Source organism: Vibrio lamellibrachiae (assembly GCF_050337265.1).
GTDB classification, from domain to species: Bacteria; Pseudomonadota; Gammaproteobacteria; order Enterobacterales; family Vibrionaceae; genus Vibrio; species Vibrio kyushuensis.
Genome location: NZ_JAKJSU010000007.1, coordinates 327,071 through 346,690, shown reverse-complemented (window position 1 = coordinate 346,690; position 19,620 = coordinate 327,071). Strand labels below are relative to the sequence as shown.

23 protein-coding genes are annotated in these 19,620 nt (G+C 45.6%); 20 read left to right on the top strand and 3 right to left on the bottom strand.

Annotated features, from left to right (window positions below; translation table 11 throughout):
• The first annotated feature begins 7 nt into the window (after positions 1-7).
• Genes L4C54_RS12880 through L4C54_RS12795 form a run of 18 tightly spaced genes read left to right on the top strand, consistent with a single transcriptional unit; the run spans position 8 to position 12,693 of the window.
• Positions 8-1,120 (top strand): DUF2586 domain-containing protein, encoded by a 1,113-nt coding sequence (locus L4C54_RS12880; protein ID WP_428808515.1) that lies wholly within the window; start codon positions 8-10, stop codon positions 1,118-1,120.
• A complete protein-coding gene (locus L4C54_RS12875; RefSeq protein WP_428808514.1) occupies positions 1,120-1,578 on the top strand; it encodes a phage protein in 459 nt (152 codons plus the stop codon). Before L4C54_RS12880 ends, L4C54_RS12875 begins: the two co-directional genes overlap by 1 nt.
• Positions 1,579-1,617: 39 nt before the next feature.
• On the top strand, positions 1,618-1,833 hold the full coding sequence (locus L4C54_RS12870) for a TraR/DksA C4-type zinc finger protein (protein ID WP_428808513.1): 216 nt from the start codon (positions 1,618-1,620) through the stop codon (positions 1,831-1,833).
• Positions 1,830-2,042, top strand: a complete 213-nt coding sequence (locus tag L4C54_RS12865) for a hypothetical protein (protein WP_428808512.1) — start codon at positions 1,830-1,832, stop codon at positions 2,040-2,042. Before L4C54_RS12870 ends, L4C54_RS12865 begins: the two co-directional genes overlap by 4 nt.
• Complete coding sequence (locus tag L4C54_RS12860) at positions 2,029-2,610, top strand: lysozyme (RefSeq protein WP_428808511.1); 582 nt, start codon at positions 2,029-2,031, stop codon at positions 2,608-2,610. The genes L4C54_RS12865 and L4C54_RS12860 overlap by 14 nt, the downstream gene beginning before the upstream one ends.
• Positions 2,585-2,956 carry a hypothetical protein gene (locus tag L4C54_RS12855; RefSeq protein WP_428808510.1) on the top strand — a complete coding sequence of 124 codons (372 nt, stop codon included), beginning with the start codon at positions 2,585-2,587 and terminating at the stop codon, positions 2,954-2,956. The genes L4C54_RS12860 and L4C54_RS12855 overlap by 26 nt, the downstream gene beginning before the upstream one ends.
• A 25-nt stretch (positions 2,957-2,981) precedes the next feature.
• Positions 2,982-3,191, top strand: coding sequence for an Rz1-like lysis system protein LysC (gene lysC, locus L4C54_RS12850; RefSeq protein ID WP_428800506.1), 210 nt, complete (start codon positions 2,982-2,984; stop codon positions 3,189-3,191).
• Complete coding sequence (locus L4C54_RS12845; RefSeq protein WP_428808509.1) at positions 3,184-3,465, top strand: putative phage tail assembly chaperone; 282 nt, start codon at positions 3,184-3,186, stop codon at positions 3,463-3,465. The genes lysC and L4C54_RS12845 overlap by 8 nt, the downstream gene beginning before the upstream one ends.
• A 32-nt stretch (positions 3,466-3,497) precedes the next feature.
• A complete protein-coding gene (locus L4C54_RS12840) occupies positions 3,498-3,653 on the top strand; it encodes a DUF6890 family protein (RefSeq protein ID WP_428808583.1) in 156 nt (51 codons plus the stop codon).
• Positions 3,654-3,665: 12 nt separating this feature from the next.
• Entirely contained in the window at positions 3,666-5,435 is a 1,770-nt protein-coding gene (locus tag L4C54_RS12835; protein WP_428808508.1) for a phage tail tape measure protein, read from the top strand.
• Positions 5,425-5,772 (top strand): DUF2590 family protein, encoded by a 348-nt coding sequence (locus tag L4C54_RS12830; RefSeq protein ID WP_428808507.1) that lies wholly within the window; start codon positions 5,425-5,427, stop codon positions 5,770-5,772. Before L4C54_RS12835 ends, L4C54_RS12830 begins: the two co-directional genes overlap by 11 nt.
• On the top strand, positions 5,769-6,971 hold the full coding sequence (locus tag L4C54_RS12825) for a baseplate J/gp47 family protein (RefSeq protein WP_428808506.1): 1,203 nt from the start codon (positions 5,769-5,771) through the stop codon (positions 6,969-6,971). The genes L4C54_RS12830 and L4C54_RS12825 overlap by 4 nt, the downstream gene beginning before the upstream one ends.
• The gene (locus L4C54_RS12820; protein ID WP_428808505.1) at positions 6,968-7,624 is read left to right on the top strand and encodes a phage tail protein; all 657 of its coding nucleotides are present in this window, start codon (positions 6,968-6,970) and stop codon (positions 7,622-7,624) included. Before L4C54_RS12825 ends, L4C54_RS12820 begins: the two co-directional genes overlap by 4 nt.
• Positions 7,621-8,982 carry a phage tail-collar fiber domain-containing protein gene (locus L4C54_RS12815; protein WP_428808504.1) on the top strand — a complete coding sequence of 454 codons (1,362 nt, stop codon included), beginning with the start codon at positions 7,621-7,623 and terminating at the stop codon, positions 8,980-8,982. Before L4C54_RS12820 ends, L4C54_RS12815 begins: the two co-directional genes overlap by 4 nt.
• Entirely contained in the window at positions 8,982-9,668 is a 687-nt protein-coding gene (locus L4C54_RS12810; protein ID WP_428808503.1) for a DUF4376 domain-containing protein, read from the top strand. Before L4C54_RS12815 ends, L4C54_RS12810 begins: the two co-directional genes overlap by 1 nt.
• Positions 9,665-10,570, top strand: coding sequence for a hypothetical protein (locus L4C54_RS12805; protein ID WP_428808502.1), 906 nt, complete (start codon positions 9,665-9,667; stop codon positions 10,568-10,570). The genes L4C54_RS12810 and L4C54_RS12805 overlap by 4 nt, the downstream gene beginning before the upstream one ends.
• Positions 10,571-11,044: a baseplate complex protein gene (locus tag L4C54_RS12800; protein WP_428808501.1), complete on the top strand. Its 474-nt coding sequence runs from the start codon at positions 10,571-10,573 to the stop codon at positions 11,042-11,044.
• Positions 11,041-12,693 (top strand): hypothetical protein, encoded by a 1,653-nt coding sequence (locus tag L4C54_RS12795; RefSeq protein ID WP_428808500.1) that lies wholly within the window; start codon positions 11,041-11,043, stop codon positions 12,691-12,693. The genes L4C54_RS12800 and L4C54_RS12795 overlap by 4 nt, the downstream gene beginning before the upstream one ends.
• A gap of 99 nt (positions 12,694-12,792) precedes the next feature.
• Here L4C54_RS12795 and L4C54_RS12790 read toward each other — a convergent pair whose 3' ends face one another.
• Positions 12,793-13,614: a hypothetical protein gene (locus tag L4C54_RS12790; RefSeq protein ID WP_428808499.1), complete on the bottom strand. Its 822-nt coding sequence runs from the start codon at positions 13,612-13,614 to the stop codon at positions 12,793-12,795.
• 1,566 nt (positions 13,615-15,180) lie between these two features.
• Between L4C54_RS12790 and L4C54_RS12785 the strand changes: the two genes are divergently transcribed.
• Positions 15,181-16,035, top strand: a complete 855-nt coding sequence (locus tag L4C54_RS12785; RefSeq protein WP_428808582.1) for a DMT family transporter — start codon at positions 15,181-15,183, stop codon at positions 16,033-16,035.
• A 75-nt stretch (positions 16,036-16,110) separates the two neighbouring features.
• Here L4C54_RS12785 and pyrC read toward each other — a convergent pair whose 3' ends face one another.
• Positions 16,111-17,139, bottom strand: coding sequence for a dihydroorotase (gene pyrC, locus L4C54_RS12780; RefSeq protein WP_428808498.1), 1,029 nt, complete (start codon positions 17,137-17,139; stop codon positions 16,111-16,113).
• Between the two features lie 243 nt (positions 17,140-17,382).
• On the opposite strand from pyrC, the gene L4C54_RS12775 reads away from it, so the two are divergent.
• Entirely contained in the window at positions 17,383-18,543 is a 1,161-nt protein-coding gene (locus L4C54_RS12775; protein WP_428808497.1) for a YcbX family protein, read from the top strand.
• 118 nt (positions 18,544-18,661) lie between these two features.
• Here the strand turns inward: L4C54_RS12775 and L4C54_RS12770 are convergent, their stop codons facing one another.
• Positions 18,662-19,576 carry a DMT family transporter gene (locus L4C54_RS12770; protein WP_428808496.1) on the bottom strand — a complete coding sequence of 305 codons (915 nt, stop codon included), beginning with the start codon at positions 19,574-19,576 and terminating at the stop codon, positions 18,662-18,664.
• Positions 19,577-19,620 lie beyond the last annotated feature (44 nt).

Below are 19,620 nucleotides of genomic sequence, written 5' to 3'. Positions count from 1 at the left end.
AGTAACCATGGCATGGCCAACCGTTACCATAAAAATTGAAGACCTTATGAATGGGCCGCTTCCTACGATAGACAATCGCTTCCTGTTTGTCGGTTACGGAACGGTCACAGGTGAAAACCGCCCGCTTTACCTAGTCGATTCAACCACCAAGCTTGATGAAGTACTCGATAAAGCTGCCCCGGAATACCTAGCTGTGTGTGAAGCAGCCCAATTGAACGCCAAACAGAACTGGACGGCAGGCGTACTCATTTTAGACCAAGGCGACAATTGGCAAGACGCGGTGAAAAAAGCCAACGAGGTAGCAAGCTTTGAAGGCATGGTGATCAACAACGATGCCACTGATAAAACCATGTTAGAAGATGCTATTGCGCTGCGCCATGAGTTGAAGAACGTACTTGGCCGCGAAACCTTCGTGATGATGGCCGTACCGAAAATCAACAACGACCCGTCAGCAGGGCAAACGTGGGACGAATATGTGGCGGCCTGTGTTGCCATTGTTACTGACATTGCCAGTGAATACATCACCGTGGTGCCTAACGTTCATGAAGAACTCGATACTCTTGGCAAATACGCAGGCCGCCTTGCCAATGGTGAAGTGAGCATTGCTGATTCCCCTGCACGAGTAAAATCAGGCAGTGTGCTTGGAAGAAGCGCATTCATGACTGACAAAGCAGGCAATACGCTACAACTATCCCAATTAAAAGCCCTTGAAGCCTCACGATTCTCATGCCCTATGGATTACCCAGATTATCCGGGGCAGTACTGGACAACAGGTAACACATTGTCAGTTCCGGGGAGTGACTATCACGATGTTCGCCATATTCGCGTGGCCATGAAAGCCGCTCGCTTTGTTCGTGTTCGCGGTATCGCCCGAATTGGTGATCGCACCTTCAATTCCACGCCTGCATCAACCGAGGCTGCCAAAAGTTTCTTTTCGCAAGACCTTCGACGCATGGCCCTAACAGGCACACCAGGTGAAATCTATCCTCCAGATGAAGATTCCATTTCCATTAAGTGGGTGACCAGTGAAGAAGTCGAAATTTACATGAGCGTTCAGCCTTATGAATGCCCAGTGAAGATCACGATTGCCATCAGCCTTAAACAAGGGGAGTACGCATAATGAGCACTCGAAGAATTTCAGGCCGCAGCTTTGATACCAATTTACTCGGTGCCTTCGTACACGTTGGAACGCTGACGGCAAACATCACTAACAGCAGTGAAGTTGCAACGTCAGGTGGTGTGCCCGATGGATACACGCAAGGTTCAATGAGCTGTGAAGTGGAAGCGGAAATTGATGTAAAAACGTTTAACCGCGTGGTTCACGATGCCGCCAAAAAAGCAGGCAGTTACAGCGATTTACCACTGGATGATCTGATGTGTTACGCCAACACGGGTGACGAAGAGCAGAAGTGTGAATTTTATGGGGTGAAGTGGCTGGTTGAAGACTTGCTCAACATCGACCCATCAAGCACTGATAAATCCATGGTGAAACTCAAAGGCCTAGTGACAAGCCCACTGTTTGTGAAAATCAACGGCGTGCCAGTACTTAGCGCAACCGACACACGCCATCTGCTTTAAGCGTTAACCAAAGCAGATAGGCAAAGACAAGGAAAGACGATGCCAGATTTACTCGACCACGCAAGCGGCTTGGAATCCCAGTTCACAGAAGTGGCACTGGCGACCCAACTTGCCAAAGCAAACAGAAAAGCGAAAGAGAGCGCCCAAGATTGCTTTGAGTGTGGCGAGCAAATCCCATTAGCGCGAAGAGAAGCAAGCGAAGGCTGCCAATACTGCATAGATTGCCAAGTGTTGGCAGATAAGGGGCTTATATGATTCGAGATTGGTTCGACAAACTGACCAACGCCATTGCCTACTGTATGAGCTTGCTTGGCATGACCATGAGCAAACTCACCTTTGAGCAGTGGTATTTCATTCTTTCATTGCTGATCGGTGTGATTGCCCTCGTTCTGAACGTTTGGCACAAGCGCCAAATGCAAAAGATTGCTGCCGAAAAAGGAGTGACAATCAATGAAACTGACTAAAAAAATTGTTTGTTCTGTTGCTGCCATTATTGGCTTAGTCACTGGCGGTACAGCCTTAAACCAAGCGCAGCCCGTTGGCGAAGTAGTGATTGAAAACGAAGTGATCACCACTCTGCGCGTCAGCCCAATCGCCCTAGAGATTATTGGCAATGCCGAAGGGTGCCGATTAAGCCCCTATGTTTGCCCAGCAGGTTTGGTGACCAACGGCATTGGCAACACGATACATGAACCAGATGAAACCATTACCCATGAGCAAGTGGCGATCGATTGGGTGAAGAACATTGCCCACGCTGAAAAGTGCGTTCGCAAGGCCGAACAATCCAGTGGCAAAACCATGACTCAAGGCCAGTTCGATGCGTTCGCCTCGTTCGCCTTCAACACAGGCTGCACTCGTTTTAGGAAAAACAAAAACCACAGCATGACCACCATCTATCGGCTGATTTTAGTAGGTAACTACCAAAGCGCGTGTGACCAATTGCCAAGGTGGGTGTATGGCGGAGGCGTGAAGCTGCCCGGACTGATCACCAGAAGAGGGCTTGAACATGATCGCTGCCTTCATATCGATTAAGTGGGTGAAGTGGGGGGCTTTCGCTCTGATTGCCATCGCGTTTTTCGCCTTGTGGCTATTAATGATCACCGCAGACGCAAAACGAGAAAGTGCAGAGTCGAAGCTTGAAACTACCAAGCAAGAACTGGCCAATGCCCTTAATGCCAACCAAGTCAGCCAAGCCACCATTGATGCGCTCACCGCTGATAATGAATACATCAACCGTTTGCTGATAGACCGCAAGCGGAAAAGTTTAAAAGCCAAGAAGGTGTTACGAGATGAAATTCAGCTGCTGGAACAACAAATGGACAACATTGAGTGCGATATTCCCATTGATGTTACTGAGCGGTTGCGAAGTTCTTACTGATAGAACGACAGCTGTGGAAACTCACGTGATTGTGAAACTGCCGCCTGCGGGGTTAATCGTTCCGTGTGACAAACCCACCGTTCTTGGCACTTGGCCCGAAGTGGTCACTGAAGACATACCCAAATTAAAAGCCGCGCTGAGTGAATGCGCAGCTCAACCAGAAGAATATTTTCAATGGCGCGCTCAGCATGAAGCAAGTAAGCCAACAAACACAAAAGGACAAGACCATGAGTAAACCACTGTTCACTGCCGAACCTGTAAAAGCTGAAATCGCAGGCATTGATTTCATCTTCACGCCTGATGTGATGGCGGCCAATAACTATATCAACGAAATGACGATGGAAAACAAAGTGGTGCCTGCCCGAACTTACTTAATGAGAAGTGTCGATGCAGAAAACAAAGACAACCTCGCTCTGCTGTTAGATTCAGTTCCGGGTTTGATCATGGAGCTATACCAAACGGTCAGCAATAAAGCCAAAGGTGGCATCACCATTACGCTAAAAAACTAACCGAGCGGGTTGAACGACTTGACCAAAACGGCATTGAGCAAGCGTTCACCCTGCGACGATATTACTTGCCCCATGAAGATGATGATTTACAAAACCTAGCCAGAGCCGTTTGGCTAGACAAACGAGAACAGAAACGAATGGAAGTGGCCGTGCAAAACGCAGTGGGAAATCTATTCAGTAGCAAATAAGCGAGCGTTTCAATGAATGAAAAGCTGTTAATGCAGATGAGCCTAGTTGATCAGGTCACCAAACCGTTGCGAGGTATCACCAAAGAGATGACCGCCGCCACGGATTTGGGAAAGCAAGGCTTGCAGAACGTGGCAACAGGTACAGCAGGTATTGTTGCCGCAGGCTTTGCCGTTCAAAACGCATTAATGCCAGCCATTGAAATGGACAGAAAATTAGGCGAAGTGGCTTCACTTGGGGTAGTTCAAGAAGACTTAGACCAACTAGCAGCAACGGCATTAGACTTTTCAGCCGAGTATGGGAAATCAGCAACGGATTTTGTTAACGCTTCTTACGATATTAAATCAGCTATGGGTGATCTCTCTGGCGAAGATTTATCGGGAATTACTAAGAGTTCAGCCATTCTAGCAGCCGCAACAAAAGCAGATACGTCAACCATTACCAATTATATGGGCACCATGTACGGCATTTTCCAGACTCAAGCCGACAATATGGGCAAATCTGATTGGGCTGCGCAAGTGGCAGGAATGACGGCCAAATCTGTTGAAATGTTCAAAACAGACGGCAACAAAATGTCACAAGCGTTTAGCCGTTTGGGTTCGTCAGCTACGGCATTTGGCGTAGACATGAAAGAACAAATGGCAATTCTTGGCTCACTTGGGGCAAGCATGGAAGGTGGAGAAGCCGCCACGAAATACACGGCTTTCTTATCTGGAGCAGTTAAAGCACAAGACAAGTTAGGTGTGTCTTTCTTTGATAGCGCAGGGCAAATGCTACCAATGGTCGATATCCTAGAAACCTTGGAAGACCAAGTAGGTCACTTGAGTGATGACCAACAATTCAAAGTTCTGAAAGATGCGTTTGGTTCAGGGGAAGCCGTTAAGTTAATTCAAAACCTAAAAGATAAAACTGGTGAGTTGGGTAGTCAGATTGATCAGCTTGGAGACATAGAAGGCATTGGGCATGCCGAAATGATGGCCGCCAAAATGACCGACCAATGGGAGCGCCTTGAGTCCTCTTGGTTTGCCGTTCGCGCTGCCGTGTTCGGGGCCATTCTTCCTTCCATTAATGCGTTAGTCGGTTCACTGGCCGATGGCATCGCTTGGCTATCAGGTTGGACAGAACAATTCCCATGGTTAACAGAACTGCTCGGCTATGCCGCTATTGGTGCCTTGGCACTGGGTGGCGTGGTATCAGGTTTATCGCTCGCCATGGGTATCGGGCAGATGATGAGTGGAGGTTTCAGCGTTACTTTGGGTGTGTTGAAAGCGGTTTTGATTGCTACTCGATTTGCTTCATTAGGGCTAGTCAACGGTATCTATATGTTAGGCACTGCGTTGTTAGCTACCCCGATTGGTTGGTTCTTCTTGGCTTTAGGGGTAGGAATTGCAGCCGCTGTGTACTGGTGGGACGACCTAAAAGCCGCGTTCGGTGATACCGCGGTATTCAAGTTCTTGTCAGACACCATTGATTGGGTGATCGACAAACTGAACATGATACCGGGCATCGATATCGATTTATCCTCTTCTGGTTCGCCAGAGTTAGAAGCCGCCACCGTGGCCCAAAGCGTAGAACGCAAACCAATTCCAAACGCTGATGAGTTCATAGCGCCAACCAACCTGCAAAGCAATGCCCAGCTGCCGCCACAAATGGTGCAGAACTTAACGGCAACAAGCCCAACGTCAGCAGGTAGCCAAACGCACATTGGTGAAGTGAATATCACCACCGAGCAAGCTATGACCCCTGACCAATTGGAAGAGTGGAGAGAGTTGAATGCAGGATAAGAAGCACATCGACATCAAAGTGATTGAAGGCGCTTGGAATATGGACGCAGGCCAACAACCTGAACCCGCAAGTGATCTCTACAGCATTGCCCAAGACATTAAACACCGAATTATGGAATCAGGGCTTGCGCGTGAACTGGTTGGCGAACGTAACCCAACCCTACGCGCTGACGTTCTGGTTCAAGTAGAAAAGAAAGCCGAAGAAGATTATCGAGTTGTACCGGGCACCGCGTATGCGCAAGAACTTAACGGCTACAGCGACGACACACTTCGCATTCAACTGACTGCCGAAGCCTATGGCTACGATGAAAACTTAGAGATTGAGGTGACCGAATGAGCCAACGCCCACAAGTTGATTTTGTCGACATTCTAAATCAAGAAGGCATTCCCACCACAGAAGAGGCCTTGACCAAACAGCTTGAAGAAGATGTTGAAGCCGCAGGCAGTGACATTTCAAATGACTCAGACATGAGCCCATTTTGGCGTTGGGTAAAATCAGCCGTGGTTGCGCCCGTTCTTTACCTCATCAATACCGTGTTGGCGCTTCATGTTCTGCCAAACGCTTACGTGGCAACCGCAGCCCGTTGGGGTTTAGACCTGAAAGCGTGGGAACTGGATGTGGAACCAAAAGCCGCAGTAAAAATGCAAGGTGACATCACCCTAACCAAATTAAACGCAGACGATGAAACCACCATTGATGCAGGCTCAATCATTCAAAGCCCTGAGATTGATGGCGTGGTGTATCGCCTGCTTGTACTGGAAGAAACCGTGATTGCCGCAGGGCAGTTAACAGGTGATGTGTTGTGTGAAGCGGAATTTGAAGGGCAAGCGTTCAACCTTGCCGCAGGGTATTACAGCGTGATCCCCGTAGAAATCAGCGGCATTGAATCTGCCGTGAACCAACCGAACTACATCACCACATTAGGTGCCGATGAAGAGCAAGACGACGAACTGGCGTTAAGACTTCAAAACGCCTTCACCAGTTCAGGCGATTGGCACATTGGTGATGTGTATCGAACCATTATTTCCAACGTGGCAGGCATTCGCAGTGATAACGTCTATTTCCAAAACACGGGGCACATTACACCGGGCACCGCAGACGCTTTCATTTTGATGGAAGTAGGGCAAACGCCTCAAAGCATTCTTGATGATCTGAATAAGTACATTATGGACGATGGTCACCACGGCCATGGTGATGTGCTGACCTGTAAAGCCATTGCTGATAAGAACGTGACCGTGTTGGCTGAAGTGGTGCTTTCCAAAGTGGAAGAAGAGAGCGTGAGAACCGATGCGCTACTGGAAGTAGAAAACCGCATTCGTGCCGTATTCAGAGAGTCAGCTGCTTACCCAACCATGACGCGAACCAAGCCGCAAAGCCGATTTTCTCTTTCAAAGCTCGGAAGTGAAATTCATACCGCCATGGATGCCGTGGAATCAGTGAAATTCACCGTGGACGGGAAAATTCAAGAAGACATCATTTCAGCCCTAGAGCAGCCACGCCTTGAAAGCTTAACCGTGACCGAGGTGCAAGCATGAATGTGAACATTCCAAAAATGCTCAAGATTGTGCTGCCTTGGTGGCAAGACGGTGAAACCATTCCCGATGAGAAGAAAGAACCGTACTTTCTAACCGTTGGCGTTCAAGCCTTCTTTGAACGTGTTTACCAGTGGATGCTTTACCCGTTAAACCAAGCCGATGCCCTAACGTGTAGCGTGAAACTGCTCAACGTATTGGCGTGGGATAGAGACATTATTCGATTCGAAAAAGAGCCAATTGAGCTTTACCGAAAGCGCGTGAAGTATGCCGCCATTAACGCCAAAGACGCAGGCAGCGTGGCAGGGTTTATTCGTATCTTCGAACGCCTCGATGTGGGCATTATTGATTTCAAAGAACGTGAAGACCCCGTTCAATGGGACGTTTGCACCATCGAACTGACCGACAGCGACATGGCCAACGATGCCCAATTAGTTCAAACCTTAATTGAACAATACGGGCGAACGTGCCGACGCTACCGCTTTGAAGTGAGTTACCCCGGTCAATTATTTACTAACCATGGTCAGTTTGGTCATGTATTTGCCATGTATGAGGCAGGCGAACCCAACCTGAAAGGGGAAGTGGAAACCAAAGCCCAGCCGATTATGCACAGCCAACAAATCTATTCAGCAGCAATGGGAGCACTAGACAAATGACCCAAACCGCCATTCCACTAGAATTTGAAACATACATGCGAAATCAAATCGCTGTGGGTCAGCCGACCGACATGAACGAGATGATTTTTGCCTATATTCCAGACTTAGACCCCGGTGTTCCGATTGACCGAAACCAAGGCTTACCAGACCCAGCGTTGTGGGTGTATCAGCAAGATATGGATCAGGTTGGGAAACTTGGCCCGAACGCCTTGGTGCATTCCGTTGTGATCGCCAATGATGTGGCAGAATTCACCTTCAACGCAATTTACATGCACGACAAAACCACACCACTTTCATGTGGCATGGTGGTTCACACGGTTGACCAAACCAAGTTGGAAGGGCAAGCGGTGACCAAATCGTTGATGCACCAATATTTGGGCGCGGCTGAGATTGCCAATATCACCATTGATGCTGCCACTTGGCAGATTGATTATTCAGCCCGTTTAATGGGTATGGATGAAGACCACCGCTTAGCCTGCTTGGATAACTATGGGCACACCGCATACGTAGATGGTTATGACGTAACGCGACAACCAGACCCAACCCGTTATTTGGTTTCAGCAGGGGTGGTTTACATTGGCGGCCTTCGAGCGGTATTAGCTGATGAGCTGCTTGTATCTACGAACGTTTACCCAAACGGTATTTATGTGGATGTTCACCGCGACGGCAGCCCAACATCTAAGTGGGTGAATATTGTTGAAATTAAGGTTTCACCAACACCGCTTACTGACTATATCGACGAGAACGGTTTTCAGCATTATGTCGCCAGATTGGCAGGGCTTGACGGTGCAGGGGATGTGGTTGATTGGCGAGTTAATGGCCATAGAAAGAACTTGATGGAAAGCATGACTGGTATGGTTGTACCTTTTCATATGGAAGGAGTAAAACTTGGTTGGGTTGATGCTAAAGGCGGAGAGCTATCAAGAACGGTTGATAAGCGATTATGGGATTATGCACAGCTCACAGGATTGGTGATCGACCAAGCCACAAAAGATAGCGACCCTATGACATATGCAATGTATTTTGGCGATGGAGATGGGGGTAATACGTTCACCGTTCCAAATCATCATTTAGGCCATTTTACTCGTGGTAACCCGAGTGGTGTTGCACATAGTGAAACACAGGGTGATGCGATTAGAAATATTATTGGGACTTGGAGTACTCTATCAACAACAACGGGAAGTGATGCGACGGAAGCGATCCGAGGGACGGTAGAACAAACAGGTTTGGCTACGGGTGGGCCATCACATAGAAATCTAATAATGTCACTTGATATTTCAAGAGTTGTACCAACAGCAACTGAAAACCGCCCATACACAGCAAACCTTTCCATCAAAATTCACAGAGGATGGTTGTAATGAAAATAGCATATCACTTCACGCCAAATGATCGAGTTTACTCTGGGAAAGCAGAAGTCTATCTGTTAACTGGTTACGACGATTACATATTACCTCAGTTAGCAACATGGCAAGGCTTACCGAACCATGACGAGCAGACTGAGCAATGCCGATTTAACGAAGAAGGGATTTGGGAGGTTGTTAAGAAGTTTGTAGTAGTCACCGCCTACAACAAGCAAACACAGCAACCCAAAGGGTTTGAAGACGAAAGCTTAGTGGATGATGAACATACTTTACTTATACCACTGCCATATTCTATTTGGGTGACTGACAAGTGGGTTCAGCAAACCGAATTAGTTTATATAGCCAAACGAGAAGAAATTAATCGTTGGCGCGATATTGAAGAACAAAGTGAACTTAATGATGTGATTGTTGATGGTATCAAGTGGGATGCTGACCCAGCTGCGCGTTCTAGAGTTGAATCAACGTTAGCAAGTGACTTCATTCCACCTTTCTGGACGGATGCAGAAGATAATGATCAGCCAATCGATAAAAACAAGCTGCAAGCCATTCATAATGCAATTGTAGAACGTGGCTTTGATATTCATGCCCGTATGCGTGAAATGAAGCAAGAGATCACGGTATTGAAAGATGCTGATGATTTTGCAGCGTTAGAAGCGTATGTACCGAGTTGGGCTATCCAATGACCCTAATCACGTGGCCAACCTCTGCCCAAACCATTCAAACCAGTGCCGAAACGGTCACCGACCAAATCGGCACTGAAATGAATAATGCATTAAGCCGGTTAACACCTCTTGAAAGTGATGCCAATTATGGGCGTCACCCCTTAAGTGTTGAAGCCGGGGCATTGCTTGGCCTGCGTGATGATCTTGAAGCCTTGATTGAACAAGGCACGGTGATTTCTGCCACTCCTTATCAATACGAAGTGGGGCAACGTGTGGAAAGTGGGCATTACTTAACACCTGATAACGCTCGCAATCTATTGGCGCTAAAGCTTCGAGACCAATTAGATCACCATAGGCCAAACAAAGACATCATTCTTAATAAGCCGCTAGTTTGTATCGCGGTGATGTTAAGCGATACCAACAAAAACGCCTTTGCTTCAAGCCTAAACACCATTACCCAAGTGTTTGCCTTGCCTGATTGGATGCAAACCGCCAGACAAGCCAAAGCACTCACCACGCACGAACGTGACAAAATGCACGTGCCTTCACCTATCATTCAGCCACGGTTTAAACCCATGGCAACCGTGAACGCGATGCCACTGCACGATTATGAACATCATCAAGCGGGGCAAATCGCCACTCTTGAATCATTGGCCAGTGATGCCACCAATGTGATCGGTAAACTTTCCGCCTTAGCCAGTAAACGAGCTGCCACAATGGACAGGCTAAAAGCTGACATCAATGCGCTGAAAAACTTGCAGGGCAGTGTTTGGGCGCAAAAGTACACGGGAACACCAGAAAGCATTGCCAGCCAATTACGAAACACCGCTATGCCAAACAACCATCAACACACCATCATGAGTTTGATGCTTAGCCATGATCCTCTGACCTTTTTTGAACAGCTGCTCAACGTAGGGGGCTAAATGTTAAGTTTAGACGGGGAAATTATCCCACTCAAAAACCTGAAAGTGGGCTGCACCAAAGAGTTCAAATCGAAAGACATGAGCGGTCAAGCGTCATCAACCGATTCTTCAGAGCAAGGTGATAAGGGCGTGAAGATTAATGTGTCGGGGATTTTGGCGTTTCGTGATGAAGAGTGGTTAAGCACGTTGTCTGACATGTCGAGCCAAAAAGACGATAACGGCAACCGTAAAGTGTTTCGCATTGGTAACCGTGACACGCGCCTCTATAAAGTGCGCGAGGTTAAATTTGATGGCAGTTTAAAATCAAACGAGCATGATTCATTGCTTGCTTGGGTGATCAGCTTTTCTTTGCGTGAATACAGTTCAGCCGCAGAGCAAAAACAGATTCGAGAGAACCAACAGAGCCAACCGCAGCAAAGTGAAAACACCGCCCATAAACAAGCCCTGAAAGATGCCGAAGAGGTGCTGCAATGAAGTTGAACAAACGTTTATTCGTAGCAGGGCAAGAAACCAAGTTGGCGGATAATAAAGTCAGCTTGCACCATTCCCTTGGAAGTAGCGCCCATTTCACCTATCAAAGTGATACTGCACCAGAACAGTTTGATGATGTTCGCTTTGACATCGGCTATGAAGAAAACACTCAGCTATGGTTTGAAGGGTACGTTGAAAAGGTGTACCCAAGCGCAAACGGTAGCCATAAAATACTGGTAAAAGAGCACAGCTGTATTCTTTCAAAGCGTTGGCCTGTTGCTGTTGAACACGCCACTATGCGCGAAGTGATTGCCGTTCTTTCTGACTTGGTGGGTTTAACCTTCAACTTACCAAGCGATTTACCTGCCAATGCCAACTACACCGACAAACGCATACCAAACTTCACTAGCCAAGGCACGGGCTATCAATGCCTGAAGCAAATTGGCAAAGCGTTCAATATTCCCGATTTCATCTGGTTTCAAAATACCGACCAATCCATCTACATTGGCGCGTTTGAGCATAGCCGCTTCCATAATAAGAACGTGCAAATACCGGAACACCTCACCACTAAGCAAGTGGGCAATACCATCAGTTTCGCACCGTTCCCAGTGCTTCGACCTGCCGCTATTGTGAATGGCAAGCGAGTGAAGCGCCTTGACCTCATTGGTGATGAGATGTCAGCCACATGGGAAGCAAGCCAAACCGAGCAAACCCCGCAGAAAAAAGAGATGGTGAAAGAGTTTCCAGAACTGGCAGCCGGGCATCATCTTCCACGCTTTGGGCAAATCAAAGCCGTTCGTGGTGAATCAACCGCTGGTCAAATCAATGACCCGTTTCGCCCTCGCTATGCAGCAGATGTTCAGCTGCTAAACGAGAACATGCAAGTGGACACGAAAGTGCCGCTGTATAAATCCATTCCATTGCCGATCTCCATGGTGGGCCATGAAGCAGGAATGTTGGGTTACCCACTCGAAGGCAGTATTGTTGAAATCGCTTTTGCTTATGGTCGTAATGATTTACCCATCATTCGCGCCATTTACGGCAGAGAATTTGCCCTACCAACAATAGAACCAGGTGAACAACTTCAGCAGCAGCGTGAAGAAGTAAGCAAGCGCATCGACCCTGCAGGAAACACTACCGAACAGACAGACCAACAGCAAAATCAAAAGGCTTACCGCAAGTTAGATGAAGCCACACATTACCGAGGTGACTATGGATCCTACACGTTGAATGTAAGCGAACACAGCCAAGAAAACATCACAGGGAAGAAGCTCATTGAAGCACTAGGTGCAATCGACCTACTAGCTGGTGATGACATTACCCTTGGAAGCTTAGGCAACATGCAAACCGCAACGGCAGGTGATCTCATTGAGAGTATTGGCCAAGTTCGAAGAAGTATTGCAGCAGAACATCAATGGCTGCAAGCACCCAAAACGTGGATTGGTTCAAAAGAAGAAAACGTGCTGATATTACTCTCGGAATTGATGCAGGTAGTGAAAGAACTAGCCGACACACTGGCAAGCCATTCGCATGGTGGGGTAGTAGTTGGGCCTGATTCAACCAAAGTACCCAATCAGGCTAGCGCTATCACTGGGCATAGAGAGGATAGTGAAGCAATTAAGAGTCGGTTGGATGAGGTTACTCAGCGATAATAAATACCACAGAATTGATTGGATGAATGCAAAATGAGTCAGTCGATAGTTGACTGACTCGCTAATGAATATTAGATAAAAGGTTTAATTAGCAAAACTCTAGTCTAAATTTACGCGCTCAAATCTCACATTGTGACCACCTGTATTTTCGAACGAATCAATAGCGTAATACAGTGAGACTATTCCATTTGTATTGATGTAGAACTCTTCGTTGGTGTTTAGTTGAAGTGTTTTATTCTGTTGATCGCGAGGGTCTACATAATTGACTGACACTGATGAAATAATGTTGTCATTCTCATCTCTAGCCTCTCCTGATGCGATTACTCGATAGGTAGTGTCGCTGTCGATATAATGAATATTAAATTCACCATTCCCAGCACCAATATTATTATTTATTGCGTTCACCTGTATGCCGTCAGCATCAGGAATAGCTACACCACAAAACTCAGCTGTGAATTTTACAACCTCGATCGCCTCATATGAATCGGTGCGCCCTAGCCCAAGCAGAAGTCTACCATCTTCTAAACGATCAAAATATCGAGCACTATTTAGATGCATCAGAAGTTCATCTCTATTAGCGTTGTTAGATCCACCATTTGCACCGTTCTCGCCCTCTAATCTCCCAGAAATTGACATCGCTTCGGTTGTACGCTCTTTAAGTTTGACTCTAATCGAGAAGCTTCTTGCGTCTTCAATATTATAGTGACCAAAATCTAGCGAAAACTTCTCTACGTCGTCCCAATTATTAGTGTTGTAGTCAATGACGATTGGAGACGTAGGAACTATTTCATGTTTAAACCATTGCGACCCGTCGCTATCTGAGGAGAAACAGCCTGTATTCGCCATTGCTGCACCTGAACTGGCTATTGCCAACATTAGCGTTAGAAATAATTTAATAGTGTTTCTATTTAGTAAGTACATTTTATTGTCCTATTTTATGAATTTAACAAGCAGGTTAGTCAACGTTCCCTAACCATGGCCATGAATCTACATAAGATTTAGGATGCTGGCAATATATGAAATGTAAAAAAATGTAAGTAAAACAACGGCTTATGTAGCTATTGTGCCACAAGGTCCCGTTGTTGGCTAGAGTTTTTAAACATAATTTGGACTAGATGTTCGAGTCTTTCTATTACGTAATTATGAAATTACTCGTTAGAGGTCGACTTACTCACCCAATCGACCGACTCAACCACCAATTCCGTGCAACTCTACACCCGCCTGAGATGTATTTTGAACGCTTTTTTCGCACTTTTGAGTGTGCGCAATTCAGTGGGGCGCTCAATATGCTCAAACATATCGCCAAGCCTTAGCCCACAAGGGCTTTCAAATACGCTTAGAACACCAGAAACAGCCCTTAAAACGGGCAAATAAAATTTCACTCAATGATCTGTTTTGAAAAAATAACCACTCTAAACGATCTCGAAAGATCGCGTTAATCGTTGTAAGTTGTTGATATTTATAGTGCGTGATAGATTTGGTCATGTTTTATAAGGATCTAACGCAATAATTAACGATCACGTTTAACGGCGTAAAACCCTTACGGTATAAAGCGTTGAAGCAAAAACTAGAGGCCACGTACTTTTTCAAAATTGAAAAACTGATATAACTGATACATCAAGGAAGAAGTGACGAAACGGAGTGATGTTTATGGCGAACCCAATAGTTCAGGAAAGATATCAACTAAGCAGAAGAGTCTTCAAGTGCAGTTCTAATGAAGAGGTAACTCAGCAACTATTCATGTTTCAGAACATTCATATAAAAAGTAGAATGGCGGCATACCGCTTATACAAATTTAACATCGACCTCAAAAGGCTTTGGAAACTTTGTATTACCCCATTGTCCGAAAAACTTCAAAGAATCTTCAAGTGATAAAAACCAGAACGATACAAGCGGAATTAGTCGAATTTGAATGTGCCGAGTGCAACAACGGAGTGTACAGGGTTGATACTCAAAGACCGGTGATCGATGCCAATCCCGCTCAGTGGCCCCACATCTGTACCAGCTGTAATTATGAATGTTACTTAGCGATGCCGTTTCCTACTCTAAAATACAAAAACCAAGAGTTTGTTTTGGCTAAGCATGTGAAGCATCTAAGCTACGAATAGTGGCGACAAAAATGGCGGCATTCGACGTATGTAGTCGGCTTTTATCGTAGTTTTTGCTATGATTTTAGGGCTTAAATAGGCGGTGATTTACATTAAGTCGCTGTTTTTTAAGGAATTGGTGTTTTTAGTGTTGGTTCTACGCGAAGAGTGATGCACCTGTTCACTAGTTTCCAGTGTTGAGAATAGAATAGTACCAATCCGAATAGCCTGCTTTTTGCGGGCTTTTTTATCACTTTTGGGTTGAACCGAGTACGATGTTGTAAGATTGAAGGAATGTCTGTTAGGGCCATTTAAACAGAGACAGTATAAACAGATTCAATAAAGGACAGTTAACGCTAGGGAGTGCCTGTTGCCAATTTATCTCGTTACATTTATTACTATGGTCGCGTTCGCGGCAAACTCACTGTTGTGTCGTGTTGCTTTGGCTCAGAACACCATTGACCCCGGCTCTTTTACCCTTTTACGAATTGTCTCGGGTATGGCGACGTTAATCCTTATCCATTTTATCGTACGTAGCGATACACCCAAACTAAAGGCTTTGATGCCTACGAGTCGAAACAGTTTTGTCATGTTACTTTGCGGTGCATTGACGCTATTTTTATATGCCGTTGGTTTTTCTTTTGCGTATATAGAATTGACGGCTGGAACAGGGGCGCTATTGCTATTTGGCGCCGTGCAGTTAACGATGATTGGCTATCATATATGGCAGGGGAATACGTTAAATCGATATGAATGGGCAGGGCTTGCATTGTCCGTTTCTGGATTCGTTCTATTAATGCTGCCGTCAGCGAGCACGCCTGATTTGATATCAGCAATAATGATGATATTGGCCGGGATCTCCTGGGCGGTGTTTACGCTACTTGGAAAGCGTAAAACAGCAGCATCACCTCGTATCGGCATGACTCAAAGTTTTATTGGCGCGGCACTGTTGGCTTTATTTCTTAGCCCGTGGTTATTACAAGCAAATAGTGTTTCAGTTAACGGCGCGATGTGGGCGATGCTTTCTGGTGTGTTTGCATCTGGAATGGGGTATGTGCTTTGGTATTTTGCTTTAACTAAGTTAACCGTTTTACAGGCATCTGTTGCTCAACTTTCGGTACCTATAATTGCGCTTGTATTAGGTATGCTGCTATTGGACGAAGCTTTGTCGCTAATGGTGATGCTAACAAGTGCGATGATTCTTGGTGGGATACTGTTAATATTTCTGAATAAAGAATCGGTTTCTAATAAATAAAAACCGCTGATCTTTAAACGTTAAAGATCAGCGGTGTATTCATTAAGTTCAATCAAGTTTTAGCTTTTAGAAAGTCTACTTAATTGTCCATTCAATATTTTCGCCAGCGCGGATTGGTACTACTTTATCTTGACCAAAAGGCATGCTTGCATCAACTAACCAAGACTCTTTAACCAAAGTCACAGTATCGCTGTTACGTGGTTGTCCGTAAAAATCTGGGCCGTTGTGGCTTACAAATGCTTCTAGATGTTCAATCTTACCTTCAAGGTCAAATACCTCAGCATAAAGCTCTACCGCTGCGTGGGCAGTGTAAGAACCTGCACAACCACAAGCATTCTCTTTATTCTCTTTTGTGTGCGGCGCTGAGTCCGTACCGATGAAGAATTTCTTGCTTCCGCTTGTCGCGGCTTCAATCAATGCTTGCTGATGTGTATTACGCTTTAAGATTGGTAAGCAGTAAAAGTGTGGCTTAATACCGCCAACTAACATGTGGTTGCGGTTATAAAGAAGGTGGTGCGCAGTAATAGTAGCCGCTACGTTGTCACCTGCTTTTTGAACGAATGATGCAGCATCAGCCGTTGTAATATGCTCTAGAACGATTTTAAGGTTTGGGAAGTCGTTAACGATAGGAGCAAGAACCGTATCTAAGAACTCTTTCTCACGGTCGAAGATATCTACATCGTGTGTTGTTACTTCGCCGTGAATTAAAAGAAGCATACCGACTTCTTCCATCGCTTCAAAAACTGGGTAAATGTTCTTAGCTGAAGTAACACCTGAATCAGAGTTAGTTGTCGCGCCCGCCGGATAAAGCTTGGCAGCAACAACAGCGCCAGAAGCCTTTGCTTTGCGAATTTCATCTGGTGTTGTGTTGTCAGTAAGATAAAGCGCCATTAAAGGCTCAAATTGCTCGCTTGGCTTTGCAGCCATGATTCGATCGCGGTATGCGATAGCAAGCTCAGTATCCGTAACTGGTGGGACGGTATTTGGCATGATTAGAGCGCGGCCGTTGTATCGGCTAATATCGCGAACAGTATCGGTAAGAACATCGCCATCGCGAAGATGTACGTGCCAGTCGTCAGGACGAGTAATAGTAATTGTAGTCATTGAAAAGCTCCCACCAATGAGTTGTTATGTGATTGGAGCCTAAACAGAATCTATAAAGCAAACGCTTCCGTCTAGGCGACAGGATGATAGTGGAAAACCACTTTCATTTCACGCTCTTTCTAAGGTTTTGGCGATTAATCTGGTATATTCGGCAGTAAAATTCATTGTTTGATGCGTTGTATTTTCGTTATAATTTTTCTAGCTCGTTATAACGATCTCTAATTATCATAATTAAGGTAAGCCATGTCACTTGCTCATCTCTCTCAAATAAATGTATATCCAGTAAAATCGGTTGGTGGAATTTCTTTATCTAGCTCTTGGGTGGAACTTCAGGGGCTCAGTTTTGATCGTCGTTTCATGTTGGCGACATCTGATGGCACGATGGTGACTGCAAGAAAGTTCCCTCAAATGGTCAAAGTGAGTGCTAGCCTTTTACCCCAAGGCTTTATCTTCACGGCTAAGGGCAAAGATCCACTTAAACTGAGTTACTCAGACTTTAAGCAGCAGGAGACGACCGCAACGGTATGGAAAGACAGCTTTACTGCTTATACGACAACGGATGCTGCGGATGACTGGTTCAGTGACATCGTTGGTCAGAACGTCGAGCTATTGTATTGCGGTGAACAGTCGAATCGAATTCGAGAAAAGATCGGCCACAACGTGAGCTTTGCTGATGGTTACCCACTACTGCTCATTAGTGAAGCTTCACTAGAAGAGCTCAACAGACGCAGCCCTGAATCGCACGTGATGGAGCAATTTCGTACCAACCTTGTGATATCTGGTACGGAGCCGTTTGCTGAAGACAGTTGGAAAACAATCCGCATTGGTGAGGTTGTTTTTGACATTGTTAAACCGTGTGAGCGCTGTATTTTAACGACGGTTGATACAAATAAAGGTGAGTTCCGGACATCGAAAGAACCGTTGAAAACCTTAATCAGTTTCCGTTCTGACGAAAGTGGCGGTGTATTCTTTGGTCAAAACTTAGTCGCTAGAAATGAAGGCGTGATTACCGCTGATGACCAAGTTGAAATCATAGAGTATCAAGATCGCCAGCATTATATTGAGAGAGATGGTGAGAAGACAAGTCATCTCGACTTAGGCGCTAATCAAGCCGCGTCTGACGTTAAGAAAGCGACGTCAGAATTGAAGAACTTAACACTGACTATTAATGGCAAAGCGTTTGTTGGTAACAATCAGCAATCGATCCTTGATCAAGCGGAAGCGGCTGGTATTACGTTAATGAATAAGTGTCGTGTTGGGTTTTGTGGCGCATGTAAGGTTTCGGTTGTGGCAGGTAAGGTCACCCATGAAGATGTGCCTGCTTTAAAGCTAATTGAAGGTATTGAAAACGCAGCGATAGCTTGCTCTTGTATCCCTCAAACAAATTGTGAAATTACAGGTTAACAGATCACTTATCAAAGCAGCTGTACTTAAAATATCAAAAGGGGCGGAGATTGTAGAATTTCCGCCCCTTTTTGTTGTTCAAATTACGTAGGTTATTAGTCTATCCGTTCTCATTAACCTAAGAGCTTTTTAAACCAGTAGCTTCGATAGGTGACTCGATACTCGTTGGCACTGAACGTTTTTTTATTTGCGACAAAATCACCCCTGAAATTACCATCATTCCGCCAATAACGTGGTAGCTATGAACCGACTCGTTTAAAAGCCAAGTGGCTAAGCTTACCGAAATAACGGGCATTAGATTCATGAACATCGCACTTGATTCCGCACCGATAGAGTCGATGGCTTTCACCCACATCCATGGCGCAAGTACTGACGCTAGAATGGCGGCGTATGCGATCAAGGGTAATGATTCTTGTGAAGGAATTAGTTGATCACTGGTGAGCCACAGTGGGGCTAGCATTAATACAGCAAATACTCCCTGACAATAAATTAGAGTCCAGTTGCCCAGTGGCATTTTCCAACGTTTCAGTAGCACACAGTAGGTTGCGTAAATGACTGCGGCTAATACCATTAGCCCATCACCTTGAGTAATGTCTTGGTGTAAGAAAAAGCCAATGTCACCGTGACCAAGCATAAAGGTTAGCCCAGCAAGTGAAATCACTCCGCCAATCACACTGATCATGGAGATAGATTTACCTAATAACGGAACGCTGATAAATACTGAGATTAATGGCACTAATGAGATGATTAATGACATGTTTGAAGCCGTGGTTGTGAGGCCAGCGTAATAGCCTAACGACTGGTTAAGCACCATTCCGAGCATTGATAAGAAAGCGAGCTTGGATAGATAAGGCTTAATGACTTTCCACTGACGTATAACGGTTGGCAAGCAGAACGGAGTCATAATTAACATGGCAAAAAACCAACGATAGAAGCTCATTGCACTAGGCTCTATGGCGGTAGCAGCCATCTTGTTGACGATAGAGTTGCCACCCCAGATGATGACCGTAAAAAGTGGAAGTAGATAAACCATGTGAACCCTATCGCATTATTGACCGTGGAAATAAGTCTGACAGG